We start from the raw sequence: 24931 nt of genomic DNA on the forward strand, positions 1-24931 counted from the left end.
GCGCGGGGGCTATTGCTGCGCGGGCTGGAAGAGTTCGACGAGATTGCCGGAGGGATCGACGATCAGGATCTGCGCGCCGCCCGGCCCGGTGACCACATCGTTGCGGAAGCGGACGCCGCTTGCGCGCAGGCGCGCCACCTCGGCTGAGAGATCATCGACGACCAGGTGAATGCGGTTCCAGCCGCCGGGCGCCGGCTGCTCGCCATCGGGCATCGGCCGGCCGGCCGAGCTCGCCGGACCGCTGAGGAGCAGACGCAAGGCGCCGCGCCTGACATCGGCGAAAGCGGGCGCATGTTTGGAGATCAGGGAGAAGCCGAGATGGGTGACGTACCATTCCACCGACGCCTCGACGTTCTCGACCATGTAGCGCACATTGACTGTCTCGTCGGCCATGGCTGCCTCGCAAGGTTGGACGGAAGGGGAGTTTATCAAATCCGGCTCCGGTTGGAAAATCGCCCAGGCACAGAACGCAAGCCTGCGGGCCGGAATGCCTGGATCATCCCGGCCGTTTTTCTGAGGGCGACGGGAGCATGACTGTCCGGCCGCGCGCGGCGCGCTACATGCGGGGCATGGACATGATCTATGCCTTGCTCATCATCGCCGCCGCCGTCACCATCATCTTCCTTGCCGGCCGCTGGAACACCTCCGATGCCGACCATTATATGGGTTTCGGCAATCTGCGGTCGCGCCGCAAGCAGGATGCGGACGACGAGACGAAACAGGAATGAGCGGCGGGCCTGGCCGTCAGCGGGATGAGCGCAGACGCAGGATTGCGGCCGCGTTCGGCGGCATCGGCCGCTCGATGCGCCTGTAGACGCTGCCGTCGCGCGTTCTGTTCATCAGCCGGAGTTCGCAGAGCTCGCGCCGCAGCAGGGCGTGATCTCCAAACAGGTGCCTTTCCTTGAGAAGCACGTTGATTTCCTTTTCCGGCATGTCTCGCGCCGCCGGCATTTGCGACCAGAGAAGCCAGAGCGCCGTTATCTGGTCCATGCGTCGGGAGGGCCAGCGGGTCAGGCGAAACTGATCGTCGAAGCTGCGTTGCACCCGGTCGATCAGCTTGCGGTCGATCTCCCGCCCGGCGGCGGGGGCGGGCGCCGGCACGGCTTCTTCGTTCCCGGCATCGGCCCTGGCGCGCAGGCTCTGAAAATTGCCGTGGCCGGCGGCTCTTGCCAGCATGTTGAGGAAATGCAGATGCGAGGGAAGCCCCGGATGCGCGGAGAGCTGCGCCCGCAGCGATTTGGCGAATGCGGAGGTGTCGCTCACATTGAGCGGAATGCGTGTTCTGGACATGACCTATCCTTTGGTCGTGCCGCTCCAGATGGATTATCGGTGATCGCCCTTCCGACATGGCACGGGATCGGTGTCCATATCGTCTTACCTGTCAGGTTTAGCGTGTTCCGGAGAACGGCGATGCCTGGGTGAACTGCAGACCCGACACTGCGATTAGCACCGGGACGTCGATATTTCAACTGCGGTTCAGGCGGCGGCGGCCGCGATGGCTTTTCACGCCGATCGCCGCTCCCTTGCCTGGCTTCAGCTTATCTCGGCGTGGAACGGAACAGATGAGGCCTCCTGGATGTTAGGGGGCGACAGCTGCCATCCGGCGCGTTGTGTGGCATGGAGAGAGACAGGATGAACCCGAAAAGTACGTTCAGCATAGCAGGCCATCCGATCCATCCGATGCTGATCCCCTTTCCGGTCGCAGCCTTCGCCGGAACGCTCGTCGTCGACATCGTCTACGCCCGCTCGGGTGACCCGGCCTGGGCGGCGGCGGCGAACTGGATGCTCGGCGCCGGACTTGTCATGGCGGCACTCGCCGCAATCGCCGGCTTCATCGACTTTTTCGGCGACAGCCGCATTCGCGGCCTGCGCGATGCCTGGTTTCACATGGTCGGCAACCTGGTTCTTGTTCTGATCGAGGCCGTCAATCTCTGGCGGCGTTTGGCCGAGGGGCCGGATTTCATCGTGCCCACCGGACTGGTGCTGTCCCTGGTCGCCACGGCGATCCTCCTGTTCAATGGCTGGAAGGGCTGGGAGATGGTCTATCGGCATCGCGTCGGTGTCAGCGAGGAGCCGGGGAAGACGACGCGCTGATGCGGACGGCCGCTTCGCCGCCAGGTCCGGAAAGCCGTGATGTCCCGTCCGTTTTCACGATCGGGCACTCGACACGGACGATCGCCGAATTCGTCAATCTCCTGCGTTGCGGAGCGGTCGAACTCGTGATCGACGTGCGCCGCATGCCGCGCTCGCGCGCCAATCCTCAATATAATGAGGACGTGCTCGGCAGCGAACTCGCGCCATACCAGATTGCCTATGCCAGGATTGCCGAACTCGGCGGCTTGCGCAAAAAATCCGGCATTCCCGAGGAGGCAAACGGCTTCTGGACCAATCGCAGCTTTCACAATTATGCCGATTATGCCTTATCGCCGGAGTTCCGGGCGGGGCTGCTCCAACTGCTAGCGATTTCGGCGAAACGGCGCACTGCCATCATGTGTGCCGAGTCCGTCTGGTGGCGGTGCCACCGCCGGATCATCGCCGATTACCTGATCGATGCCGGCCGGCCCGTCTTCCATCTCATGGGGACGGACGAAGTGCAGCCCGCAAAAATCACCGACGGAGCGATACCGGCCGAAGACGGCCTGCGCTATCCGCCTGGAGGCTGAGGCGTTACTCGACCAGGCCGAGGATGGGACCGTAGCCGCCGTGCCAGGAGCGGTCGTTGCGGCCAAGCGCGGGATCGTAGAGCCCGACACCGCGGCCGCCATCGAGAAAGAGCGCGTCCTGGCATTGCAGCTGATCGCGGAACAGCCGGGCGAAATCGTGGAAATTCACCCCGTCCTCGCTGATTGCAAAGCGCACCGCGCCGCCGGCGCAGATGCCGATACCGTTGCGGCGGGTGCGGTCGGTGGAGCCGGGGATGAAGATCGGGTTCAGCTTGCCTGAAATGACCAGCATCGGGCCGGACTGGGTGGCGAAACGCGCGGCCGGGCGGCGCTTGAGGAATTCGCCGGTCGGCAGGATCGTGGCGCCGGCTTCATCGAGGTAGAAGACGCCATTCGGCTTCTTGTAGAAATTCGGCACCGGCCCGGCGGAGCCGTCGTTCTTTGCCTTGTTGGCGGGTTTCAACTCCTTGCCGTTTTCGACGTAAAGCCCGAGTGGCGAGAAATCCTGCCGGTACATGCCGGCATTGACGGCAAAGACGAGCTTGCGCCCCTCGGCCTGAAGGGCTTCGGCGAGGCTGGAGAAATAACGGTACGGCTCGCCATCGGCGCCCTTCCAGAACAGGCGAAGGTCGGCTTTGCCGGGGTCCACCGTGCAGACGATGTAATCGGCGCCTTCGAAGCTCTGCGGCTGGCAGGGGTCTGCCTGCGCGGATCGCAGGGAGCCGGCTGCGGCCGCCAGCAGCGTGAATGCGGCGAGGAGGGCGTGTTTGAGAGGGGGCATCGGCGGGGCTTTCTTTGAGATCGGCAGTGAATGCTATCCGTGGGACTGCAATATGCGGTCGGTGGGGCGGGGGCAATGATTGGGTGGCTTGTCCGTGGCTTCCAATGTTCTTGTTATGTTCGTAATTGCCAGTTATAAATCACCCGAACCTGCAACTGGGAGAGGGAAAATCATGAGTGTCTACGCAACGGTCGGCGCGATCGATTCCGTCAGGTCGAATGCTTTTTACGATGCCGTCCTGGCGACGATCGGCTGGCGGCAGCATCAGGAATTTCCGGGCTGGCGGGCCTATTCCGAAGGCGGGACGGGCGAAGGGTTCGTTCTCTGGGTCTGCACGCCGTTCGACGGTGCGCCGGCGAGCGCCGGAAACGGCGCGATGATCGGCTTCATGGCGAAATCGCGCGCCGAGGTGCATTCCTTCTACGAGGCCGCCATGGCGAATGGCGGGACGGACGAAGGCGGGCCTGATCCGCGTCCGCAATACGGGCCGGACTGGTACGCCGCCTATATGCGCGACCCGGCCGGGAACAAGATCGCCATCGTGTTCAATGGGTGAGGGGTGCGCGATGCCTGGGGTGGGCACCGGCTGCTCCTATTTCAGAAACCCTTGATCTTGCCCCTGCTTCAGAGCCTCGCAGCCGCCAAGGTCTTGAACCGCAGTGGATGCCCATTCCCGTACCTGCCGGTCGCTCAATGCGAGCTTGGAATCTCCGCCTTGAGCGAGGCGCTTCAAGCTTGCGTCCTCCAGCCAGGCTATCGATTTCTCGACGTCCGCGTAAATCTCGGTTCCGGGGCCGCAGCCGTGCTTTTCAAGATGTCCCAGAAAATATGGCCGCATCTGCTGCCGGGGCGCTCCGCAATATTTCTCCGCAAGGGCAAACATCATCAGCGCATATTCCATGCCCATGAAGCGCGTTTCGATCTGTTCGCCCGGCTTGTAACTGGTTTTGCAGATATTCTGCGCATGAGCGGCAGCGGGCAGGAGCAGCAAGGACGCCGATAGCATGGCGCTGATCTTTCGGAACAAAGGCATCTCCTCCCGGCGATTTGTCTTCACGTTGAAGCTGCAAATTCCGGAGGTTTTGTGACCTGCCGCTCACGCATTCGGCCGTCCGAGTTCGGGCTCGCCCATGGCGGTCGCGGGGGCGGTGGCGAGCGCCTTGTTGACCAGCAGGGCGGCGAGCATCAGGGGAACGACGGCCCAGTAGGAGAAGCGGATGCCGAAATGTTCGGCGATGAAGCCGAGCAGCGGCGGGCCGGCGAAGAAGACGACGAAGGTCGTCTGGCCGAGCGCTGCGACGTTGACCGAGGCCGGACGGTCCGTCCGGCGGGCAGCGGCCGAGATGGCGAGCGGATAGACCGAGGAGCAGCCGATGCCGGTGAGGCAGAAGCCGATCAGCGCCACGAGGGGACTGGGCGCCATCGCCACGAGAACGAGGCCGGCGGTGGCGATCGCCAGCAGGGCGATGGCGACCGGGCGCGGATTGAAGCGATCGACGAGCGGGTCCATGCCGAGCCGGCCGATGGCGATGGCGAGCGAGAACAGCGTCACGCTCAGCCCGCCGACGAAGGGTTGGGTGGCAAAGACGTCGCGCATATAGATCGTCGACCAGTCGACGCTGGCGCCTTCGGCCAGAAGCGGTGCCGCGGCAATCAGGCAAAGCGGCATGAGGCCGATTGTGGGAAGGGAGACATGCGAGGCCTCGCCCGGATGGGTGTCCGGCTGCCGGGGCGCGTTGGCGATGCCGGAGAAGACAACCGTGCCCGAGATCAGCACGGCGGCAAGCACGATGAGGCTGTGCAGCTCGATCGAGACGCCGGCCTGGCGCATGCCGGCGGCAACGAAGGCGGTGAGGCAGAAGCCGAGGCTCCACATGCCGTGCGCCCGGCTCATGATGCGATAGCCGAGCAGCGCCTCGTGGCGGTCGGTCTCGATGTTGGCGTTGATCTCGAAGGCGCCGGTAAAAATGCCGGCGAGGAAGAACAGCGGCGCGGCCGACGGCGCCGACGGCATCCACGGGATGGCCGCAAACAGCACCGCCGCCGCGAAGACGGTGACGAAGGCCGTGCTGCGCGCGCCGAGCCTTTCGATCAGCCGTCCCGAGAAGGTCAGGCCGAAGAGCACGCCTGAGGACATGGCGACGAGCAGGACACCGAGCTCGCCTTCGCTCAATCCGAATTTCACCTGCAGGTCGGGCAGGCGCGACAGAAGCGCACCGAGCGAAACGGCGACGGCAAACTGGATGAAGAAGATGCGGTAATGCGGCTTCATGTCAGGGCTTTGCTCCGGCCTTGGCTGGTTAGATCCGTTTCCGGTGAATGGCCGGGTATTCCGGCATCAAAAGTCCGGCGCGAAAACCGATGCCTTGTTGCTTTCCCATTCAGCATTCGTGCAGATTAAAGTTGTGTCCGGCTCCTCTTGATGTAGAGGACTGGTGTCTTTCAATCCAGGGTGAAACTTGATGTCTATTTCGTTCAAGCAGTTGGCCGCCGTTGCGGTGATCGGTCTTGCCGTCGTGCCGGGCATCGCTCAGGCGGAATCCTTTTCCAAGCTCGCCGGGCAGAATTACGCGGTCGGCAAGCTCGCCAAGAGCAAGGCCGGCGCCTATGGCTGGGTCGTCTCCAACGGCAGCAAGCAGTTCTTCTGCCGGATGGATGCGAGCCTTGCCTATGTCAGCAAGAAAGAGATGGTCTCGTTTACGACAAGCGGGCGGATGATCAAGGTGGACCGCGCCACGTTCGACGCGAGGATCGGCGGTCCCGACCCGTCGATACCGCAATGGAGCGATCTCCAGGCCGGCCGCGTCAAGCCGGCCGATGTCGGCAGCTGCACGCCTGTTCGCTGATCAGGCGGCTGCGTGTACGGAGACAACATGTCCGATCTGCTAGACGTCCAGAGGAGGCTGCAGGCCGATGAGGTCGTTCGGGCGCTGCGGCTCGACGAACTGCTCGGCGATCTCGGGCAGGCGATCCGGGTTGGAAGCTCGGCGATGGGGCTCATGGTCCGCCGCGACATCGATATCACGGTGGTTTGCCCTGAGATCAACGCCGAGGCGTTCGAGGCGTTTACGGCCATCGGCGCTCGGCTGATGCGGATGACGGACCGCGTCGTCGCGGTGCGTTTTCGGAACGACAGCGGCAGATGGAACAGGGAGCCGGGGAAATATCCCGACGGGCTTTATCTCTGGCTGTCCGTTCAAATGCCGGATCAGACGATGTGGACCATCGACATCTGGCTGGTCGATCAGCCCGACCGGCAGCCCGACATTGCTCACCTGAAGACCCTGTTGCCGCGTCTGACCGACGCGGACCGGGAAGCGATCCTGGAGATCAAGAGTGTGCTGGCCGAGCGCTCGCAAGGTGCGGCAACGGTTTCCAGCACGCTGGTTTACGAAGCGGTGATGGATCACGGCATTCGCGGCGTGGCCGAATTCGAGATGTGGCATCAGGACCGTCCCGCGTGACCGCATATCCTTGCTGCGCGTGCCGCAAAGCGACGCTCGTCGAGACAATTGACGGTTAATCATTAGTGATTATTGCACCTTAAAAGTGCGGGTGATAATTTTACTTCGGGGCTGACTGTATTCTTAAAGAATTGAGGGGATCGATATGCATAAGGTCATCGATAGCCCATGGGAATTGGGCCAATATGCCAATCAGCTGAAAGCATCCGGCGTCGAGACGGTCATTCGTTACTATAATCACAGCAATTCCAACAGGCTGCCGCAGAAGCGGATCGAGAAGGCCGAATATGACGATATTCTCGAGGCGGGGCTGTCGTTGGCCGTGGTTTTTCAGCAGCGCGGCGGCGCCGGCGGCGCTATCGGCGATCTTGATGCCGAGTCCGGGGCGCGCGACAGCGAGCGGGCTCTCGCACTGGCCGAGACCTATGGGCAGCCGGAAAATTCGGCGATCTACTTCTCCGTCGATCACGATTACTACAAGGCGGCCGATATCGCCTCGATCAAAGCCTATTTCAAGAGCGTTTCGCGGCGGCTGAGCGGCAAGTACCGCGTCGGCGTCTACGGGTCCGGCGCGGTCGGCCGGGCGGTGCGCGATGCGGGCTATGTGGATTTCATCTGGCTGGCGGCGGCGACCGGCTGGTCTGGCACGCGGGCGATGCTCACCACCGACCAATGGGCGCTCTACCAGATCCATCCGCCACTCAACTACCGGGGGATCGGCTATGACGGCAACATGGTCGGCGGGAGATGGAAGGATTTCGGCCAGTTCCGCGCCGATGCGGAGGGCAGCGCCTTGATGCTCGGCGCCTCCCGGGAACTGGCGGCTTCGGTCGAGCGGCATTCGGAACTCGCCGAGGTCAGCGCCGCGGGCGGGCTCAACCTGCGCCGGGGGCCGGGCGAGAGCTTCGCCGTCGAAAGGGCGCTTCCGCTCGGCACGCCGGTCACCATCCTGGAGCGCCACGGCGAATGGGCCAAGGTCGATCTCGACGGCGACGGCACGGTCGACGGCTACATGCATGCGAGCTTCCTGAAGGTGCTGTCCGGCGGCTTCCCGATCGAAGAGGCGATCGGCACGACGCCTTACACGGTCGCCAAAGCGGAGCTGGCAAGGGGCATCGCCGAGGTGCCCGGCCGCGGCAACAATCCGCGCATCGTCATGTATCACAAATCCACCAACCACTGGTCGGGAACGGACGACAGCGTCGCCTGGTGCTCCTCCTTCGTCAATTTCTGCGTCGAGCAGGCCGGCATGGTCGGCACCGACCGGCAGGATGCGCGAAGCTGGAAGAACTGGGGAGAGAACGTGACCGACAATCCGAGGGAAGGCGATATCGCCGTCTTCGCCCGCGGCGCCATGAGCGGCTCGGATGGGCATGTGGGCTTCTTCGTCGCCGACGAGGGCGGGCCGACGGTGAAGATCCTCGGCGGCAATCAGAGCGACAGCGTCTGCTATCAGAACTATCCGAAGGACGGCGATCTCGGCGGCACGCATTACAAGTTGCTCGGCATCCGCAGGGGATGAGCGGATCGCCTGAGCGGGTGCCGGTTGCGGCAGTCCGGCGTGACGGGCTGCCGCGCCGGCGTCACGGCGAAAGGACGATACCTACCAGGCGGTGCGGGCGGCGCCGAGCGCGGTGGTGTGCGGCGAGGAAACGTGGGCGACCTGGGCCTTCAGCGACACGGCGCAGTTGCCCGGGAAAGTCAGCTTGTGCTGCGTCAAATGCTTCAGCAATGCGTCTGCATCGCGCTTCTCGGTAAGCGGAAATGTCACAGTCATGCGAGTTCCTCCAACGAACCAACTGAGCACCCGCACAAAGTTAAAATCCAGTTTCCATTGCGGCGCAACAAGAAAATTTTAATGATAAAATTAAAATCGATTAATTCTCGGTGTAGGATTTTTAGATCGTTTTAAATGAGGACTAAAGCACGTCGCGATCTTTCAGATTCGCTTCCCGTGCTTTAGATCTTTGTTTTTACGCGTGTCGTTATCGCAAAACCGCGCACACTTTTGCGCGACACGCTGTAGGCGTCACGCCACCCCAAGTTTTGCGATCAATGCGCGGCCGAGCGGCTTCGGACGCTCGCTGCGCAGGACGATGGCCGTCGTCACCGAGCCGTATCGGGCGACGGAATCGACGATGGCCTCCAGACCGGCGGGCGAGGGCACGACGACCTTCAGGTGAAAACAATCCTCCCCCGTCAGCCGCAGCACCTCGATGATCTCAGGCATTTCGGCGAACTGCTTCAGGCAGGGTTTGATGTGTTCATGGGTCGTGCGTAGGCGGATGACCGCCATCATGCCCAGGCCGAGGGAGGCGGGATCGACGACCGCCTTGTAGCCGGTGAGAATGCCGCGCTCCTCGAGCCGCTTCAGCCGCTCGGAGGCGGCCGGCTGGGAGAGGCCGACCTTTCTGCCGAGTTCCGAGACGCTGATCCGGCCGTCGTCCTGCAGGATCTCGATCATGGCTATATCGGTCGGATCGAGCCCGGCGCGGTAATCGGTCAGTTTTGCCATCTGCCTTCAATCCATCGGTTTTCGCTGTTCTTTTCCGATGAATGCCAATTCTCCCGGCTGCTGTAAACGGACAATATGCGCTGAAAGCAGCCAAGAGGTGAAGCGTGAGCAAATTCATTCATCTGCCGGGCATCGGCAATTCCGGAACCAATCATTGGCAAAGCCTGTGGGAGGAGGCCGATCCTTCCATCCGCCGCTTTTCGCCGGCAAGCTGGGACGAGCCGAAGCTTTCCGACTGGATCGCGGCCTTGGACCGGGCGGTGCGCTCTGCGGCGGAACCGCCGGTTCTCGTCGCCCACAGCCTTGCCTGCCTGCTGGTCGCGCATTGGCAGAAGATTTCGGTCGCACCGGCCCGCGGTGCGTTCCTCGTCGCCGTGCCCGATCCTTCCTCCGCGGCCTTTCCGGGGGAGGCGGCGGGTTTTGCCGGCCCGCCGCGCGAGCGCTTCCGCTTCCCGTCGTTGATCGTGGCGAGCACCGACGATCCCTATGGGTCGCTCGCCCATGCCGAGGCGAGGGCGGCTGAATGGGGAAGCGACCTTAAAATCATCGGCGCGGCGGGGCATGTCAACGGGCAGAGCGGGCTCGGCGATTGGCCCGAAGGGCTGGCATTGCTGCGGGCCTTTGCGGGATGAAGATTTAAATCGAGCGGGAGGCGATTTGATCTTATAGTCCCGTGGCCTCCAATGGGGGTGAGGCCTTGTGCGGGCAGGGCGCGTGCTTTGCCAAGGCGGGGTGGTCAGCCCCGTCCTTCGAGGCCCCTGCGGGGCACCTCATCAGGATGAGGCTGGAGAGAGGGCGGTGCTTGGCTCGCCGGAAGGCGGGGCTTGGGGAAGGTCACCCTCCGTTGCGGGCTGCCCAGTTTTTGAGCCGCAAGCCGTTGAGCCGGATGAAGCCTTCGGCGTCGCGGTGGTCGTAGGTGATCGAGCTTTCCTCGAAGGTGACGAGGTCGGCGGAGTAGAGCGACGCGGGGGAGGTGCGGGAGATGACCGTGGCGCTTCCTTTGTAGAGCCTGACCGTCACTTCGCCGCTGACGAAGGCCTGGCTGCGGTCGATCAGGGCCTGCAGCATTTCCCGCTCGGGCGCGAACCAGAAGCCGTTATAGATCAACTCGGCGTAGCGGGGCATGATCTCGTCTTTCAGATGGGCGGCGGCCCGATCGAGCGTGATGGATTCGATGCCGCGATGGGCAGCAAGCAGGATCGTGCCTCCCGGTGTTTCGTAAACACCCCTCGACTTCATGCCGATGAAGCGGTTTTCGACGAGATCGAGCCGTCCGACGCCGTGCCGTCCGCCGAGCCGGTTGAGTTCGCTCAGCAGGGCCGCCGGCGTCATAAGCCTGCCGTTCACGGAAACCGGGTCGCCGCCTTCGAAGCCGATGGTGATGGTCTCGGGAGCGTCGGGTGCATCGACGGGATCGACCGTGCGCTGATAGATGTAAGCGGGCGCGATCTCGGCTGGATTCTCGAGGATCTTGCCTTCGGTCGAGGTGTGCAGGAGATTGGCGTCGATCGAAAAGGGCGCTTCGCCGCGTTTGTCGCTCGGCACCGGGATCTGGTGCCTCTCGGCATATTCCAGAAGCTGAGCGCGGGAGCGGATGTCCCACCGGCGCCATGGGGCGACGACTTCGAGCGACGGATCGAGCGCACTGACGGCGAGCTCAAAACGGACCTGATCATTGCCCTTGCCGGTCGCGCCGTGGGCGATGGCATCCGCGCCGACTTCCCGGGCTATGGTGACGAGATGCTTGGCAATCAGCGGCCGGGCGATGGAGCTGCCGAGGAGATATTGCCCCTCATAGAGCGCGTTCGCCCTGAGCATGGGAAACACGAAATCCTGGACGAATTCCTCGCGCAGATCGACGATACGGATGTCTTTGACGCCAAGCATTTCGGCCTTCGCCCGCGCCGGCTCGAGTTCCTCGTCCTGGCCGAGATCGGCGGTAAAGGTGACGACTTCGCAGCCATAGGTCTCCTGCAGCCATTTGAGGATGATCGACGTATCCAGTCCGCCCGAGTAGGCGAGGACGATTTTTGCTTTCTTTCTTGCCATTTGTTCTCTCCACAGGAATACGTGGAACGATAGATCAAGCCGGTCGCAATGAGCTTGCGAATTATCCCAGAAATTGCGAAACTTTGGCATATAATGCCGCCTTAGGATTCTGCAGAGCTATTAAATGCCAATCACTCTCGATCCCATCGATCGCCATATTCTGCGCGTCCTTCAGCGCGACGGGCGTATCTCGAATGTCGAACTGGCAAAGGAGGTTGGGCTCTCACCCTCGCCATGCCTGCGCCGCGTGCGGCTGCTGGAAGAAGCGGGGATCATCGATCGCTATGTCGCCGTGCTCGACCCTGAAAAAGTCGGGGCCGGGCTGACGGTTTTCGCCCGCGTGTGGTTCAAGACGCAGGATGCCGAAGTCACGCTGCGCTTTGCCGAAGCCATCAGGCGCTTTCCGGAAGTGATGGAATGCTACCTGACGACAGGAGAGTGCGATGCGGTTCTAAGGATCGTCACCGCCGATCTGCACAGCTATTGGCGCTTCCAGGCGGATCACCTGACCCGTATTCCGAGCGTGCTCAGCGTGAAGACCGATGTGCCGATGGAGACGCTGAAGCGGAGCTACGAGCTGCCGTTGCGATAGATGCCGCCTTGGCCAGCGAGCAAGTGGGGGTTTGCCGAGCCGGTGGCCAGCCCCGTCCTTCGAGGCCCCTGCGGGGTACCTCAGGATGAGGCTGGAGAGAGGGCGGTGCTTGGCTCGCTGGAAAGCGTTGCGGCACAATGTTGCGTCTTCGCCGCGCGGCACACGGGCCTGCGCGGGCTACTTCAGCCGGAAGCGGCCGCTTTCCATGGCCTTGGCGATCGCGTCGCAGGTCTCGTCGGTGCTCAGGCCTGTGACCGGCAGCGCGTGGGGTTCCAATGCGCCGAGATTGGCGAATTGGCGGTGGAGGTCGGAGATTGGTGCGGGCTCGGTCAGGGTTTCGCCGCCGCGTTCGCGGCAGCGTTTGATGGCTTCGTCGAGGTCGGGGCGGAGGACGATGTAGTGGAGGGGGCTTCGATCACCCGGAAGGCATCCAGGAACCAGGGGCCGATGATGCCGTCGAGCAGGACGAAGAAGCCGCCTTTGGCATAGCGGGCTGCCGCGCCTGCCAGCACATCCATCACCGTTGCATTCTGGGACTGGGCGTCGGGTTGCCACGGTGGGATGGAGCCTGTCTTGATGAAGCTCCAGAAATCGTCGGAATGCAGGTGGACCTTCGGGCTGCCGGGCAGCTGCGCGATGCGGCTTGCGGCGGTGGTTTTGCCTGAGCCGGGCGGACCCGTCAGGATGAGGATTTCGTTGGGGCGGAACATCTGGCGTCGTCGGTCGGGTCTCTGTCAGGGCAGGCGTCGTAGGCCTTATTCCATCCGACATATCTTGCCGATGCAAGTGGCGTCGATATTGCGCTTCCGTCCCGTGCCCGCCGTTGCAAGCGCTCCGTCGCGTTCCTACCTCTCGATAAGCTGATGCCGCGGAGGGGCGATGGGCGACCAAGATGCGAAGACTAGGAAACGGCGGCCTCGTCGCGATTCCGGATCTTTCTTCAGAGCGCTTGCTGAGGCGGCTTTCGACGCCGATGACGAAATCGGCCTTCTCGTGGCGGTCGCCTGCATCCTCATCCTGGTGATCAGCTACACGTCCAGCACACTATGCGGGCTGGCTGTCTGGGGCTGGAGAGTTGGCCGGATCTGGCTCGTTCGGGCGCGGCGAGGCAAGGCGCTTGTTCGATGGTGATGTAAGGGGTCTGTTTCTGCCCCTCATCCGGCTGCCGCCACCTTCTCCCCGCTTGCGGGGAGAAGGGACAAGTCGCGACCTCTCCGTCTCTCTTCAGCCTCTCGCAGGGCACGTTCCCTCTCCCCGTCGGAAGGGGGAGAGGGTTAGGGCGAGGGGCGGTTATCGGCACAAACCGGACGCCTCGGCCTTGTGCCGAGGATCTTCTGCACCGGAGGCAGATGCTCGGGACAAGCCGGAGCATGACGACGGGCGCGCGTTTGTCGCCAGCCAAGACGGTGGCGATCGGCGCGCAGGCTTGTGCTTGCGACTATGCCTTCAACGCCGCGGCGTAATCGGCGGCGTAGGTCTTCAGCGAGCGCGGGGGCTTGCCGGTCAGGGTTTCGACGTCGCCGGTGGTGACGGCGGTCCAGCCCTGGCGGACGGGATAGAAGATCGAGGCGAGGAAGCTCGCGTAATCGGCCGGCACGCCGGCGCCGGTCAGGATGGTGATGAAGGCCTCGTCGGTGATGGCGTTATAGGCGATCGGCTTGCCGACAGTCTCGGAGAGGATGGCGGCCGCCTGCTCGTAGGACAGGGCTTCCGGGCCGGTGAGGTTGAAGGCCTTGCCGTCGAAGGCGGAGGAGGTCAGCGCGGCGACGGAGCTTGCGGCGATGTCGCGGGCATCGATGAAGCTCGACTTGCCGTCGGCGGCCGGAAGCGCGATCTGGCCGTGGTCGACGCCCGGCTTCCAGAAGGTGTGGAAATTATCGGAGAACCAGTTCGGGCGCAGGATGACGTAAGGCGTGCCGGATTTTTCGAGCGCGATCTCGACCTGGCGATAGGGAATGGAATCATCGGCATCGACGCCGATCACGCTCTGGAAGACGACCTTCACCTTGCGGCTTGCGGCCGCTTCGATGACCGGCAGCAGCATGCCCTTGGCATCGACATAGCCCGAGGCCAGCAGCACATGGGCGCGGTCGACGCCCTCGAAGGCCGGGCCAAAGGTTTCGGGCCTGGCATAATCGAAGACGACGCCTTCGGCGCCGGCGACCGGCTTGCCCGCGCGGGAAGCGGCCTTGACGGCTTCGCCCTTGGCGAGAAGCCCTTCCACCACATGCCTGCCGACGGTGCCCGTCGCGCCGAGAACGAGAATCTTGTTGCTCATGCCACTCTCCTTGGTATCTATTGGAAACTATCTAACGATTGGATAGATACAGGCAAATCAGGATTGGAAAAGAGAGCACTTTTTCGTAACCTGGTTTCGTCGGGGAAACCTACGCTTCCCCTGGAGAAATCTAAACCGGCAAAGAGAGAGCAGATGAAGGCGATCGAACAGGCCTATGACGTTTTTGAGGATCGCTGCCCGACCCGGTTGGTGCTGGACCGGCTGGCGGACAAATGGGCGCTGCTCATTCTCGACCGGCTGAAGAGCGGGCCGGTGCGCTTCAACCATATCCGCCGCGATATCAAGGGCATATCGCAGAAGGTTCTGGCGCAGACGCTGCGCAAGCTGGAGCGGAACGGTCTGATCTCGCGGACGATCTTTCCCACCGTGCCGGTCACCGTCGAATATGCGCTGACGCCGCTCGGGCGCACGTTGACCGACACGGTGTCGGCGCTGACACATTGGGCGGAAAAGAACATGGACGCGATCTTTGCCGCGCAGCGCGCCTATGACGAGGCCTATGCGGATTAGGGCATGATGCCGGCGCCTGGCGGCGATTTTCCGGCACCATGCTCTTCCGGTCAGTTCAGGATATCGGCCAGCCACTGCCTAACGCTGCGCGGCGCCATTGCGAGGCGGCGCTGTGCGCTCGTTTCTTCTGCAATGACATTGTCCGGCGCCTGGGCGAGCGCCTGATAAAGGCCGACGACGGTGGCGGCGGCACCGAGGCCGAACAGCGGGGTGAGGAGATCTCCAAAGCCTTCCGGCGACAGCGCTTCGAAGGCGACCGGACGGCCGAGATGGCGGGAGAAGCCCTGTGCCAGCGCCGCGCCATCGAGGCCGGGACGTTGCCCGACGCCCACGAGGCCGCTCACCGAATGATCGACAAGCAGCCGTTCGGCGACTTCGGCGACATCCAGATGGGAACTCCACGACACGGCGAAATCGGCGCCGAAGGGGTAACGCAATATGCCTTCGGCTTTCACCGTCTCGAATATCGGTGGAAGCAGGAGATTTTCGAGATAAAGCCGCGGCTCGACGATCGCATGGGAGAGGCCGCTTTCGCGAACGCCGCGGGTGAGGATCGCGACGGCGCTGTCGTCAGGCGCCTGCAAGACCGATCCGGGGCTGTCGACGATCGATCCGCTGGTCGAGATCACCACGCGGCCGGGCCTGGCACGGTTGATGGCTTCGACGATGCTTTTCGCCTGCCGCACGCGCTCGGGCTCGGCCGTCACCGGCAGGTGAACGAATACACCATCAGCATGGCGATAGGCGGAAACCAGGGATTCGACCGAGCCGTTGTCGACCGCGACGGTGGGTTTTCCTTCCAGCGCGGCGGTGTTGCGCACCGCGCCTACAGCGGCTTTGCCGGAGGCCAGCAGACGCCTGAAGAGCGGCCCGCCCTGCGCGCCGGCGGCGCCATGGATGACGTAAGACATGCGATTTCCTTTCATTAGTGCAGACATTGCATTAATGTTGGTGCAGTAATGAAGTCAGTTACGTCAAATGCACTATTGGAGAAAAATCGGCATGGGCGAAAATAAATTGCCGCAATGCGGCGTCGAGCGCTTCCTGCTGCTGCTCGACGGCCCGTGGGCAACGCTGCTCGTGCGCGAGCTGCTGCACGGCCCGAGACGCTTCACCGAGCTGCGGGAGACATTGGCGGGGATCAGCGCCCATACGCTGACGCACCGTTTGCGCAGATTCGAAGCGCATGGGCTGGTGACGCGCACGGCCTATGCCGAGACGCCGCCGCGCGTGGTCTATGAACTCACGGACCTGGGAAGATCGCTGAGCGACGTGCTGAATGCGATGAACGCCTGGGGCGAAACCATTCCGGACGACAGGCTGGAGCGGCTTTGAGCGCCCGTCGCGGTCTGGTCGGCGGGCGTCTCGCAAGACGGCGATCGATGTAGAGCGCGCCGGCTCACTCGACCTGGATATGGATATGGTCGTCGTGGCGGGCGGCGCGGCAGCCCTGGAAGCGGACGTGGGCATCGGTGACGCCGAGGTCGTTTTTCAGGTGCGGCTCGATGAAGATCTTCTGCAGGTGGAAGCGCGCCACGCCCTCCGTCGTCAACCAGGCGATGGCGGCGGCGGTGCGGTGCTCCTCGAGGCGATAGGCCGGGAAGAGCGGCTGCAGCGCATCGAAATCCCAACGAGTGGTGAGCCAGTCGTTGCGGCCGGCGCAGGGCAGTTCATCGCCGGGGGCGGGCTCTTCGAAGGCGAAATAGCCGATCGGCGAGCGGGTGGTGCCATTCAGGAAATTACCGTCCGCATTCTTGTAGTAGAAAGCGAAATCGAGCTTCTTGCCATCGGCATGGGAGAGATGCGGCAGCAGCGGGAAGCCTCGTATGAAGGGAAAATTCGCATCGAGCGCGACGGTGATGGTGCCGGGAAAGGCCTGGTCCATATGGGCGGCGAGGGCCTGTGCGAGATCGCGGACGCCTGGGGTGACGTAGTTGCGGTTGAGCGCGCAGTAGAGCGGCGAGCGGACCACGAGCCGGTCTGTGGCGCCGGCAAGGCAGGAGAGGGGAACGCGGCCGAACATCGGCGCGGTGAAGTTCGCGGCCAGGGTGGCGCCGGCATAAAGAAGCAGGAAGAGCGCCAGCCTGGCGGGCACGCGCCGCGTGCCGATGGCGCGAGCGGCGGCCAGCGCGAGGAGATAGGCGATGCCGCCGATCTGGGTGAGCAGGGTGAGGATGATGACGATCAGGGCGTGGAGGGTAAAGCGGAGCACCGGGCGGCCTTGCGCAAGGGAGGTTGCATTGCCTTAGGTGAGGGTGAGGGGATGTGCAAGATGGGTGGCAGTTGTTGCGTGTTTGCGGAGTTATGTCGCAAATGCCACCAAGCGCAGCCTCTTTCGAGGCTAATCGCTATGCGGGAAAAGACCAAAAGGCGGAGAGCGGCAGCGCAAACATATTCTTCCCGAAGGAGAGTAGTCGATCCCCCATGTAAACGATAATCCCAATTACGTTCCAGGTCTTGCCTGGTCCATCGTCTCTGAACCACCGCAAATGTCGGAAATCATCTTCTTCGACCAATGTTGAGGTCTTCATTTCGAAACCTATGATCGTTCGATCTGCCTCGGCGATGATGTCGATTTCACGTCCTTTATCATATCGCCAATGGTAGAGCCTCCATTCCTGTTTTTGGAACGGGAGAGATTTAGCCAGTTCGTTGTGGACGAAATTTTCAAACAGCCCTCCCAAGGCCGTCGGGTTTGCATCGATATTAAAACTCTGCGAGTTCATACTCCTCAGCGCAGACGCGATACCCGTGTCGACAAGATGGACCTTAGGATGTCTGATGTCCCTTCCTGTCTCGCCAGAGGTCCAAGCTGGAAGTCGCTTCAAAAGTGATAGCTTGGTTAGAATATCCATGTAAGTTTCGATTGTTTTTCTCTGAACCCCATTAAACTGCCTGTTAAGGCTCTCGACATTCAGCTCGTTTCCAACACGGGCGGCAAGTTGATCGATTAGTCGCCGCATGGTGTCCGACTTTCTGATCTTCAGTACGTCAGCGACGTCACGTTCCACCACGCTGTCAATGTAGTCGCGATACCGACGCCTCCTTTGCGGTGCGTCTAAGTTCCGTATTTCTGGAAATCCTCCTGCTAAAATCATTTCAATGTAGTCAGCTCGGGACTTTGCCTCTGGTTTTGGTAGAGCTGCCGGATTGGGGCCATCCTCGGCGGATGCCCAATCAAGGATTCGCGCAGGTCCCATGCGTCTTGCTTCTGCCATGCTTAATGGAAGCATCGTCATCGTCTGAACTCTGCCCGCAAGGGAGTCGGCTACCTGCGAGGACGTGAAAATATTGGAGGAGCCCGTCAGGACGAATTGACCCATATTTCGATTTTCGTCGACTGTCCGTTTTATGGCGAGCGCCAGTTTCTTCGATCGCTGGGCTTCATCGATGATCAGAGGGCCTGAGGGCATTTCGGCAATTAAAGCATCTAGCTATCCCTTCGGATCAGCTTCGAGTGCGGCAAGGACGTTCTCGTCGTCAAGAGTTATGAAATTTCCTGTCTTTAAGAGGTCTCGGACGAGAGTTGTCTTACCTACTTGTCGTGGACCAACAATGTTCACGACTTTAGACGATCTCAGCGCGTGCTCCAACTCTGTTTGTAAATGACGCGGTAGCAATTCGCTCATAACTTCCATCCGCTTACGACGGTGTGACCATCTTTGGATGAATGGCGTGAAATTAGCAATAGAGATGGCACGGAATTGGTATTAGATTTGGCGTGGAATTAGCAATAGAGGTGGCTTGTATTGCGCAATAGGAGTGGCAGGAAACTGGTATTAGATGCAGCGCGCCCTGCCGCTGGGGAGAGGCCAAAGATTGCGATAGTGAGAAGTGCGATCCCTGGAAGCACGTGCTCCAACGCCGCTTCTTGCGTCTCTCAACCGCCGGCGCGCCCGCCTCGTCCTTCGAGGCCCCTCACGGGGCACCTCAGGATGAGGCTTCGAGGTCGGGCACCCCAGAATGAGGCATCGAGGTGGGCACCTCTGATTAAGGGGCGCTTGGCGGGCTGCCTTGGTTGAGGCAGTAGGTTTCGGATGAAGCTTGCTGAAGCGGATGGTTTTACCGCTGGTTCATCTGCTGTGACAGTTCGGCCAGAAGCTGCTCGGGCGCGGTGTTGGTCTGGACGAGGTCGACGGCGATGGTGATGGCGCGGCGGCCTTCGACGCTGTCGATGTCGAGCTTGTTTTCGCTGCACCAGTGCTGAACGGCGTCAGTGACCAGGTTTATTTCGCGGTCATCGAGAGAAATGAGCGATTGAAGCAATTTCATGCCCTCCGGTAACGGCAAGAGCACGTATGAACTCTCAAGCGGTCCCGCCGAAATCTGATGGGCCGACTCCACTATCTTACGCCGATTGCGCGAGAACACCACAGGCTCGTCAGAACGGTTCGTTATTGTACCGTCTGCTGAAATTCTGTGGTGGGCTCGGCCGTGCCTGCATGAGAGGACTATTTCGCCAGCACGATGTGGGTCGCCTTTTCGCTCGCCACATGCTCGCGGACGCTGAAGCCGAGGGCGGGGAGGTCGATGCCGGCAAACATGGCTTCGCCCTTGCCGAGCACGACGGGGGCGACGGCGAAGTGCAGCTCGTCGACGAGGCCGGCCAGAAGATATTGGCGCACGGTTGAAACGCCGCCGCCGATCTTGACGTCCTTGCCGCCGGCCGCAGCCCTTGCCTTGTCGAGCGCCTCATGAATGCCCGAGGTGATGAAGTGGAAGGTGGTGCCGCCCTCCATGACGATCGGCTCGCGCGGGTAATGGGTCAGGATATAGGTCGGCGCATGGTAAGGCGGGTTGGCGCCCCACCAGCCCTTCCAGGCATCGTCCGGCCACTCGCCGCGGATCGGGCCGAACATGTTGCGCCCGAGGATGAAGGCGCCGAAATTGGCCATGGCGCCCGACGCATAATCCTCGTCGATGCCGGTCGAGCCATCGTCCTTACCCATCATGGCGCGGAAGGTACGGGTGTGAAAGAACCATTGGAACATTTCCGGCCCGCGCTTTCCGAGCGGATCATCCAGGCTTTGCTCCGGCCCGGCGCCGAAACCATCCACGGAAACGGAAAACCCCGCAACGCGCACCTTGGACATGCTCTCCTCCATGTGATTGCAATTTGAAACTAGTTGTTTTCTCGCATAAGCGATCCTATAATGCAACTGGTTTTTACAGGAGATACCTCGTGGATATGGAATTGCGGTCCGGCTGCCCGATCAACCTGACGATGGAGGTGCTGGGGGACCGGTGGAGCCTCATCATCATCCGCGACATCATGTTTGGCAACCGCCGGCATTTCCGCGATCTGCTCAACAATTCGCAGGAGGGCATCGCTTCCAACATTCTGGCGGCGCGGCTGAAGCGGCTGCTCTCGCTCGGATTCATCAGCAAGCGGGACGATCCGAGCCACAGCCAGAAGGCGATCTACAGCCTGACGGAGCCGGCGATCCAGCTCGTGCCCGTCTTTGCCATGATCGGCGCCTGGGGCAGGCGTCACCTGCCGGTGACGGAGGATCTCAGCATTCGGGCGCAGCTTCTGGAAGAGGGCAGGCAGCCGCTCTGGGACGAATTCATGGAGGATCTCCGGCAGATCCACATCGTCGATCCGGTCGGCGGGGCGAACGGGACGGTGACCTCGCCGGTGCTGGCGCGGCTGACGGCGGCGTTTCTGGAGGTGCGGGGGAAGATGGCGGCTGGCGAGGGGGCGGCGTTGACCTAACTAGAAGCTCCAGTCTTCTTCCTCGATCAACGTCAGAAGATTGATATGGCGGATGCCTTCCCGATCGCAGACAAAGGGAATTTTTGGTTTGTCGGCTGAGCCGCCAGCTTCCTGAGTAATTACGACAAGTTGCGGCGTCGATGCCAGCGCCTGAGCGATGACAAACGGATCGCCGCCAGATTTTCCTTTCCCTGTATCAACGAGTTTTGGGTAGATTTGCATGATCCGGACGACTTCGTTCTGTACCGCGTCGTCGATTTCGCGGAAAAGTGTCTCCTTTCGAACCTTCGCCCAAGCGAAGACGTCATCATCTTTCTTTTTCAGTTCATGAAAGACTTCGATGGAGGCAAGCAATCTTCCCTCGTCAATAAGTTTATCCAGGGCAGACCAAAGACTGCGGAAGCGTTTCGGCGGGTATGCGCGAAACCAGGCATGCAACAACGAGCTTGTATCCATGCAGTAAGTTACTCGTCTCACTGCCATCGACTAAAAGCCTAACTGCCGTTCGATACCGGGAACATGTCGAACTTTCACGCCCAGATATCCCGAAACCTCCGAAAGGCTTATCCGATCCTGATGGTAGTTCTCGATCACTCGGCGGACAAATGGTTTTCCAAAATCTGCAACAGTTTCACGGGGCATATTACGTGGGATTGGCTTCCCTTCGTTCTTTTCCTTCTCTCGTTGGCGCTGCTGCTGGTATTCCACGGCATATTGCCGACGCTTCCGCACATAAAAGTCTTCTGACGCACGTTGAAGCGCCAGAAGCCGACGTGCGATGGTTTCGCGAGAGACGCTGTAGGTCGTCGCAAGAGATTGGACTTCAGCATCATTCCATTCGTGGCGACCGGCTCCTCTCGCCACAACAATGGGTTCGGCGAGCAACAAGTCTTGAGGAACCAATGTGGCGGCCGCAACATAATTGCAAAACGCTTCCACCCGCTCGTCATTTTGCTGACGCGGGCCGTCCGCTTCTAAGTCAGAAACTCCACTTTGTCGCAACATCAGGTGGACTAGTTCATGCAGAAGCGAAAAAACCCGGCGAGAATAAGCGTCCTTTCGATTTATGACCATCACGGGCAACACGTCTGCCCAAACCGCAAACCCAGACGCTTCGTCGCTTTCGATATGCGATGCTTGAAACACGAGTGCGCCCGCGTCCTCGATCTTTGAACGCCAGGCAAGGAATGCGACTCTGGGATCACGCCAGCGAGCCTGAAGCTGGTAATCAACTTTCAATGCCTCCCGGATAGACGTGCCGACAGCCTCCGGGTTCTCCTTGATGTTGGTGGCAAGGTTGAAGATCCGTGGCTTTTCGTCCGCATCCTCGAACAGTTCCAATGCAAGTTCGCGCCGCTGTTGCGCTGAACGGATTTCAAGCGTCAATTCCGGTGAAAAGCGACGGAGGCCGAGATCAGGCAAACGTCGAAAATCATGCATCGGCTGAAATGTTACGGGCGGCTCCGGAAGGTAGAGTACCGCAAGAGGCCGTTTATAAAGCTCGGCTATCTTGCGCAGTTGCGGAATAGACGGCTGGTCCTCGCCAGTCTCCCAGACAACAAGCTTTTCCTCGTCGACATCGAGCTTTTCAGCCGCGGTCGAAAGGTCAAATCCAGCGGTCTCTCTGGCCCATACTAAAAGAGCGGGCTTGATTGCTGCTTTAGGTCGTTTGCTCATTTCAGTCCGTCTCACCCATCATCGGGCAAAGATCATTTTCAGCCGCGTTTGTAAATAATAGGTCAAGCTGGCGCGAACAATGTGGTTCCCAACCTGCGTGTGTCTGAGATCGCAAAGATGACGACAGCCTTGTCAGCTCGCTCAATGAAGTGTTGCCATGCCTCTATCGCCGCAGAGGTAAACTAACCTCCGCGCATAGTGCTGATCTTGGCTATCGTCGCGCCGGCCATCTTGAACGCACCGGGTTGCCGGCTTGTCACTATGTTCCTTCGAGATTTGATCCACGTCGATTCGAGCAGATTCCGATCGTCGTTTTCATGTCTTCTGGTTTGAGCTCGCCAAGTAGCAAGTCTAAAACGAATTACGGATCGGCGTCTTTCGCGACAGCTTTCGATCGTAGTCTCTACCGCACGACCAAAATAATCAGCGGCCCGGCCAGCAGGCTGGCGAGGATGAAGGCGGAGAGGAAGTAGGTCTCCAGGAGGCGGAGGATGGATTTTAAGTGGATCATGTCGAGGTCCTGAATTGTGGTGCCTGATCCTCCGGTGGAACAATTGCAGCAGCATGACCGGCTGCCTTTCAAGTTCCGTAATGTTGCTGCAACCCTTGCGGCCGAAACAGGGGCGCAAGGGTTGGTTGGGCGATGCGGATTCTGCTGATTGAGGATGAGAAGGAGCTGGCCGAAGCGCTGACTGCGGCGCTCGACAAGCATGGGATCGTGACCGATCACACGGCGCATCTTGCCGATGCCGTGGAGCTGGCGCGGCAGAACCTCTATGACGCGATCCTGCTCGACCGGCGCCTGCCCGACGGCGAGGGGCTGCGCTTCATTCCGGAGCTGAGGCGCACCGGCAAGGATACGCCGATCATCGTGCTGACGGCGCTGAACGCGCCGAAGGAGCGGGTGGAAGGGCTCGATCTCGGCGCCGACGACTATCTCGGCAAGCCGTTCCTGGTGGAGGAACTGATGGCGCGGCTCAGGGCCGTGCTGCGGCGGCCGCCGAGCCTTTCCGAGCTGAAGATCACGGCCGGGCGGATGGTGATCGACCCCCTGCATTTGAGCGTCACCGTCGGCGACACACCGCTCGATCTGCCGCGGCGCGAGCTTTTGGTGCTGGCCGCGCTCGCCAGGCGCAAGGAGAAGACGGTGTTGCGTTCGACGCTGGAGGCGGCCGTTTACAACTATGAAGAAGAAATCCAGTCGAACGCGCTCGACGCCCATATATCGCGGCTGCGCAAGCGGCTTGCCGATGCGGGTGCGGAGGTCTCGATCCACAATATCCGCGGCGTCGGCTATCTCATGAAGGAAGAATGATGGGCGGGGCAGGAAACACCAATCCGTCGCTCTGGTGGCGCCTCAGCTGGCAGCTCAGCCTGGTCTTCGTCGGCGTGGTGACAGCGGTCACCATCGGGCTCTGCTTCTATGGCGCGACGATCCTCTCTCCGAATGTCGCGCTGGAGGATCATATTACCGCGGCGCTGGCTCCGGCCGCTGCGCTCGATGCCGAAGGACGGCTCGAGATAAGGGATACGCCGGAGCTCGAGGCGCTCAAGCGGCAGTATGACGGGCTCTGGTATGTCGCGGCGACGACGAAGGGGTCTTTCGTCTCCTACGGGACCGTTCCTCCAGTCTATGCCGAGCTTGCGCGCCTGACCTATCTGTTCGAAGGGGCCGATATCAGGGGATCGGCAGGCACGGACGAGATCGCTTCGGTGGAAAGCGTGGAGACAGCGATCGGCGAGCTCAGGGTTCTGTTCGGCGGCGTCGCCGACAAGGGCTGGCCTGTCATTACGCTGATGGGCGCCGTCTACCCGATCTACGTGCCGCTGCTTGCCATTGCCTTGCCCGCGGTCTTTCTCGCCGTTCCGAGGATCGTCGGGCGGGGGCTTGCCAGCGTCAGCGAGGTTGCCCGCAAAGCCTCGGAGATCGAGCCGCGCCGCTACGATGCGCGCCTGCCGCTGGACGGCATTCCAAGGGAGGTCGCGCCGCTGGTGATCGCCTTCAACGAGGCGCTCGGCCGGCTGGAAAACGAATTCCGCAAGCGGCAGCACTTCCTGATGGATGCGGCCCATGAGCTGAGGACGCCGATCGCGATCATGCAGACCCGGATCGACGGGACGGCGGAGGGGCAGGATCGCAGGCGGCTGCTCGATGACGTCGCGCGTCTCGCCGAGACCGCCGAACAGCTGCTCGATTTCGAGCGAAACGATCAGGCGCGCGATCTCCAGGAGACCGTCGATCTCGTCGAGATCGCCCGCGGCGTGGTGGCCGACCTTGCGCCGCTCGCCATCGGCGCCGGCTACCAGATCTCGTTTCAGAGTGAGGTCGAGAGCCTGAAACGCAAGGGCAGCCCTTCGGCGCTGCCGCGGGCCGTCAGCAATCTGGTGCGCAACGCCATCGACCATGGCGGCAACAGAGGCATGATCACGGTCTCAGTCTCGGATATGGGCGGCGGGCGGATCAGCGTGGCCGACGAGGGGCCGGGCATTCCGGCCGAGCACCGGGAACTGGTGTTCGAGCCTTTCTACCGCGTCACGCCGAAGAGCACCGGGGCGGGGCTGGGCCTCAGCCTCGTCAAGCAGATCGTCTTGAACCATGGCGGCGAGGTTCGCATCGCAAGTGCCGCGGCCGGCACCGAGGTGGCGATCCAACTCGGATGACGCC

The 24931-nt window shown here is 61.6% G+C and carries 30 protein-coding genes and 2 pseudogenes; 14 read left to right on the top strand and 18 right to left on the bottom strand.

The annotated features are described in order from the left end of the window. Nucleotides 1–9 precede the first annotated feature (9 nt). A complete protein-coding gene (locus ATY77_RS13295; protein WP_088687709.1) occupies nt 10–393 on the bottom strand; it encodes a VOC family protein in 384 nt (127 codons plus the stop codon). A gap of 137 nt (nt 394–530) precedes the next feature. Between ATY77_RS13295 and ATY77_RS13300 the strand changes: the two genes are divergently transcribed. After that, on the top strand, nt 531–728 hold the full coding sequence (locus ATY77_RS13300) for a hypothetical protein (protein ID WP_088687710.1): 198 nt from the start codon (nt 531–533) through the stop codon (nt 726–728). Nucleotides 729–744: 16 nt separating this feature from the next. Here ATY77_RS13300 and ATY77_RS13305 read toward each other — a convergent pair whose 3' ends face one another. After that, nucleotides 745–1290 (bottom strand): DUF2087 domain-containing protein, encoded by a 546-nt coding sequence (locus ATY77_RS13305; protein ID WP_088687711.1) that lies wholly within the window; start codon nt 1288–1290, stop codon nt 745–747. A 342-nt stretch (nt 1291–1632) separates the two neighbouring features. Between ATY77_RS13305 and ATY77_RS13310 the strand changes: the two genes are divergently transcribed. Then, a complete protein-coding gene (locus tag ATY77_RS13310; protein ID WP_088687712.1) occupies nt 1633–2094 on the top strand; it encodes a DUF2231 domain-containing protein in 462 nt (153 codons plus the stop codon). Next, on the top strand, nt 2094–2663 hold the full coding sequence (locus ATY77_RS13315) for a DUF488 domain-containing protein (protein WP_088687713.1): 570 nt from the start codon (nt 2094–2096) through the stop codon (nt 2661–2663). Before ATY77_RS13310 ends, ATY77_RS13315 begins: the two co-directional genes overlap by 1 nt. A 4-nt stretch (nt 2664–2667) precedes the next feature. On the opposite strand, the gene ATY77_RS13320 is transcribed toward ATY77_RS13315, so the two are convergent. Further along, entirely contained in the window at nt 2668–3444 is a 777-nt protein-coding gene (locus tag ATY77_RS13320; protein ID WP_088687714.1) for a phosphodiester glycosidase family protein, read from the bottom strand. A gap of 172 nt (nt 3445–3616) precedes the next feature. On the opposite strand from ATY77_RS13320, the gene ATY77_RS13325 reads away from it, so the two are divergent. Continuing rightward, nucleotides 3617–4000 (top strand): VOC family protein, encoded by a 384-nt coding sequence (locus tag ATY77_RS13325; RefSeq protein WP_088687715.1) that lies wholly within the window; start codon nt 3617–3619, stop codon nt 3998–4000. A gap of 36 nt (nt 4001–4036) precedes the next feature. On the opposite strand, the gene ATY77_RS13330 is transcribed toward ATY77_RS13325, so the two are convergent. Both ATY77_RS13330 and ATY77_RS13335 read right to left on the bottom strand, forming a co-directional pair. Beyond that, nucleotides 4037–4471, bottom strand: a complete 435-nt coding sequence (locus tag ATY77_RS13330; protein ID WP_245314334.1) for a hypothetical protein — start codon at nt 4469–4471, stop codon at nt 4037–4039. Between the two features lie 69 nt (nt 4472–4540). Then, nucleotides 4541–5716 carry an MFS transporter gene (locus ATY77_RS13335; protein WP_088687717.1) on the bottom strand — a complete coding sequence of 392 codons (1176 nt, stop codon included), beginning with the start codon at nt 5714–5716 and terminating at the stop codon, nt 4541–4543. A 190-nt stretch (nt 5717–5906) separates the two neighbouring features. Between ATY77_RS13335 and ATY77_RS13340 the strand changes: the two genes are divergently transcribed. From ATY77_RS13340 to ATY77_RS13350, 3 genes are all read left to right on the top strand, one after another. After that, the gene (locus ATY77_RS13340) at nt 5907–6290 is read left to right on the top strand and encodes a hypothetical protein (RefSeq protein ID WP_088687718.1); all 384 of its coding nucleotides are present in this window, start codon (nt 5907–5909) and stop codon (nt 6288–6290) included. Between the two features lie 27 nt (nt 6291–6317). Further along, on the top strand, nt 6318–6908 hold the full coding sequence (locus ATY77_RS13345; protein ID WP_088687719.1) for a hypothetical protein: 591 nt from the start codon (nt 6318–6320) through the stop codon (nt 6906–6908). Nucleotides 6909–7053: 145 nt separating this feature from the next. Next, on the top strand, nt 7054–8430 hold the full coding sequence (locus tag ATY77_RS13350; protein ID WP_088687720.1) for a TIGR02594 family protein: 1377 nt from the start codon (nt 7054–7056) through the stop codon (nt 8428–8430). Between the two features lie 81 nt (nt 8431–8511). Here ATY77_RS13350 and ATY77_RS32840 read toward each other — a convergent pair whose 3' ends face one another. Continuing rightward, nucleotides 8512–8685: a hypothetical protein gene (locus ATY77_RS32840; protein WP_190237627.1), complete on the bottom strand. Its 174-nt coding sequence runs from the start codon at nt 8683–8685 to the stop codon at nt 8512–8514. 252 nt (nt 8686–8937) lie between these two features. After that, a complete protein-coding gene (locus tag ATY77_RS13355; RefSeq protein ID WP_088687721.1) occupies nt 8938–9423 on the bottom strand; it encodes an Lrp/AsnC family transcriptional regulator in 486 nt (161 codons plus the stop codon). 104 nt (nt 9424–9527) lie between these two features. Here ATY77_RS13355 and ATY77_RS13360 point away from each other — a divergent pair, with 104 nt between their 5' ends. Continuing rightward, nucleotides 9528–10055 carry an alpha/beta hydrolase gene (locus ATY77_RS13360; protein WP_088687722.1) on the top strand — a complete coding sequence of 176 codons (528 nt, stop codon included), beginning with the start codon at nt 9528–9530 and terminating at the stop codon, nt 10053–10055. Between the two features lie 202 nt (nt 10056–10257). Here the strand turns inward: ATY77_RS13360 and ATY77_RS13365 are convergent, their stop codons facing one another. Continuing rightward, a complete protein-coding gene (locus ATY77_RS13365; RefSeq protein ID WP_088687723.1) occupies nt 10258–11472 on the bottom strand; it encodes an argininosuccinate synthase in 1215 nt (404 codons plus the stop codon). A 124-nt stretch (nt 11473–11596) separates the two neighbouring features. On the opposite strand from ATY77_RS13365, the gene ATY77_RS13370 reads away from it, so the two are divergent. Next, nucleotides 11597–12064, top strand: coding sequence for an Lrp/AsnC family transcriptional regulator (locus tag ATY77_RS13370; RefSeq protein ID WP_088687724.1), 468 nt, complete (start codon nt 11597–11599; stop codon nt 12062–12064). A 177-nt stretch (nt 12065–12241) separates the two neighbouring features. Here ATY77_RS13370 and ATY77_RS13375 read toward each other — a convergent pair. Both ATY77_RS13375 and ATY77_RS13385 read right to left on the bottom strand, forming a co-directional pair. Further along, nucleotides 12242–12774: pseudogene (locus ATY77_RS13375) on the bottom strand (AAA family ATPase). 728 nt (nt 12775–13502) lie between these two features. After that, the gene (locus ATY77_RS13385; protein WP_088687726.1) at nt 13503–14342 is read right to left on the bottom strand and encodes an SDR family oxidoreductase; all 840 of its coding nucleotides are present in this window, start codon (nt 14340–14342) and stop codon (nt 13503–13505) included. A gap of 153 nt (nt 14343–14495) precedes the next feature. On the opposite strand from ATY77_RS13385, the gene ATY77_RS13390 reads away from it, so the two are divergent. Continuing rightward, nucleotides 14496–14873, top strand: coding sequence for a helix-turn-helix domain-containing protein (locus tag ATY77_RS13390; RefSeq protein WP_088687727.1), 378 nt, complete (start codon nt 14496–14498; stop codon nt 14871–14873). Between the two features lie 50 nt (nt 14874–14923). Here the strand turns inward: ATY77_RS13390 and ATY77_RS13395 are convergent, their stop codons facing one another. Then, complete coding sequence (locus ATY77_RS13395) at nt 14924–15784, bottom strand: NmrA family NAD(P)-binding protein (RefSeq protein ID WP_088687728.1); 861 nt, start codon at nt 15782–15784, stop codon at nt 14924–14926. Between the two features lie 91 nt (nt 15785–15875). On the opposite strand from ATY77_RS13395, the gene ATY77_RS13400 reads away from it, so the two are divergent. Next, on the top strand, nt 15876–16208 hold the full coding sequence (locus tag ATY77_RS13400; RefSeq protein ID WP_088687729.1) for a helix-turn-helix domain-containing protein: 333 nt from the start codon (nt 15876–15878) through the stop codon (nt 16206–16208). A gap of 64 nt (nt 16209–16272) precedes the next feature. On the opposite strand, the gene ATY77_RS13405 is transcribed toward ATY77_RS13400, so the two are convergent. From ATY77_RS13405 to ATY77_RS13420, 5 genes and pseudogenes are all read right to left on the bottom strand, one after another. Continuing rightward, nucleotides 16273–17085 carry a hypothetical protein gene (locus ATY77_RS13405; RefSeq protein ID WP_088687730.1) on the bottom strand — a complete coding sequence of 271 codons (813 nt, stop codon included), beginning with the start codon at nt 17083–17085 and terminating at the stop codon, nt 16273–16275. A 136-nt stretch (nt 17086–17221) separates the two neighbouring features. Beyond that, a complete protein-coding gene (locus tag ATY77_RS13410) occupies nt 17222–18112 on the bottom strand; it encodes a DUF4143 domain-containing protein (RefSeq protein ID WP_348627671.1) in 891 nt (296 codons plus the stop codon). Next, a pseudogene (locus ATY77_RS33445) lies at nt 18095–18511 on the bottom strand (AAA family ATPase); the annotation flags it as partial. The gene ATY77_RS13410 and the pseudogene ATY77_RS33445, both read right to left, overlap by 18 nt. A 424-nt stretch (nt 18512–18935) precedes the next feature. Further along, a complete protein-coding gene (locus ATY77_RS13415; protein ID WP_088687787.1) occupies nt 18936–19139 on the bottom strand; it encodes a hypothetical protein in 204 nt (67 codons plus the stop codon). A 185-nt stretch (nt 19140–19324) separates the two neighbouring features. Next, entirely contained in the window at nt 19325–19966 is a 642-nt protein-coding gene (locus ATY77_RS13420) for a dihydrofolate reductase family protein (RefSeq protein WP_088687731.1), read from the bottom strand. 89 nt (nt 19967–20055) lie between these two features. Between ATY77_RS13420 and ATY77_RS13425 the strand changes: the two genes are divergently transcribed. Beyond that, on the top strand, nt 20056–20589 hold the full coding sequence (locus tag ATY77_RS13425) for a helix-turn-helix domain-containing protein (RefSeq protein ID WP_088687732.1): 534 nt from the start codon (nt 20056–20058) through the stop codon (nt 20587–20589). Here the strand turns inward: ATY77_RS13425 and ATY77_RS13430 are convergent, their stop codons facing one another. Both ATY77_RS13430 and ATY77_RS13435 read right to left on the bottom strand, forming a co-directional pair. Further along, complete coding sequence (locus ATY77_RS13430) at nt 20590–21045, bottom strand: DUF4411 family protein (RefSeq protein WP_190237628.1); 456 nt, start codon at nt 21043–21045, stop codon at nt 20590–20592. It abuts the gene before it with no gap. 30 nt (nt 21046–21075) lie between these two features. Further along, a complete protein-coding gene (locus ATY77_RS13435; RefSeq protein ID WP_088687734.1) occupies nt 21076–22266 on the bottom strand; it encodes an XRE family transcriptional regulator in 1191 nt (396 codons plus the stop codon). A 643-nt stretch (nt 22267–22909) separates the two neighbouring features. On the opposite strand from ATY77_RS13435, the gene ATY77_RS13445 reads away from it, so the two are divergent. Next, nucleotides 22910–23581: a response regulator transcription factor gene (locus tag ATY77_RS13445; RefSeq protein WP_088687736.1), complete on the top strand. Its 672-nt coding sequence runs from the start codon at nt 22910–22912 to the stop codon at nt 23579–23581. After that, nucleotides 23581–24927, top strand: coding sequence for a HAMP domain-containing sensor histidine kinase (locus ATY77_RS13450; protein WP_088687737.1), 1347 nt, complete (start codon nt 23581–23583; stop codon nt 24925–24927). The genes ATY77_RS13445 and ATY77_RS13450 overlap by 1 nt, the downstream gene beginning before the upstream one ends. The last annotated feature ends 4 nt before the right edge of the window (nt 24928–24931 follow it).

The organism is Rhizobium sp. R634 (assembly GCF_002211305.1).
Lineage (GTDB): Bacteria > Pseudomonadota > Alphaproteobacteria > Rhizobiales > Rhizobiaceae > Rhizobium.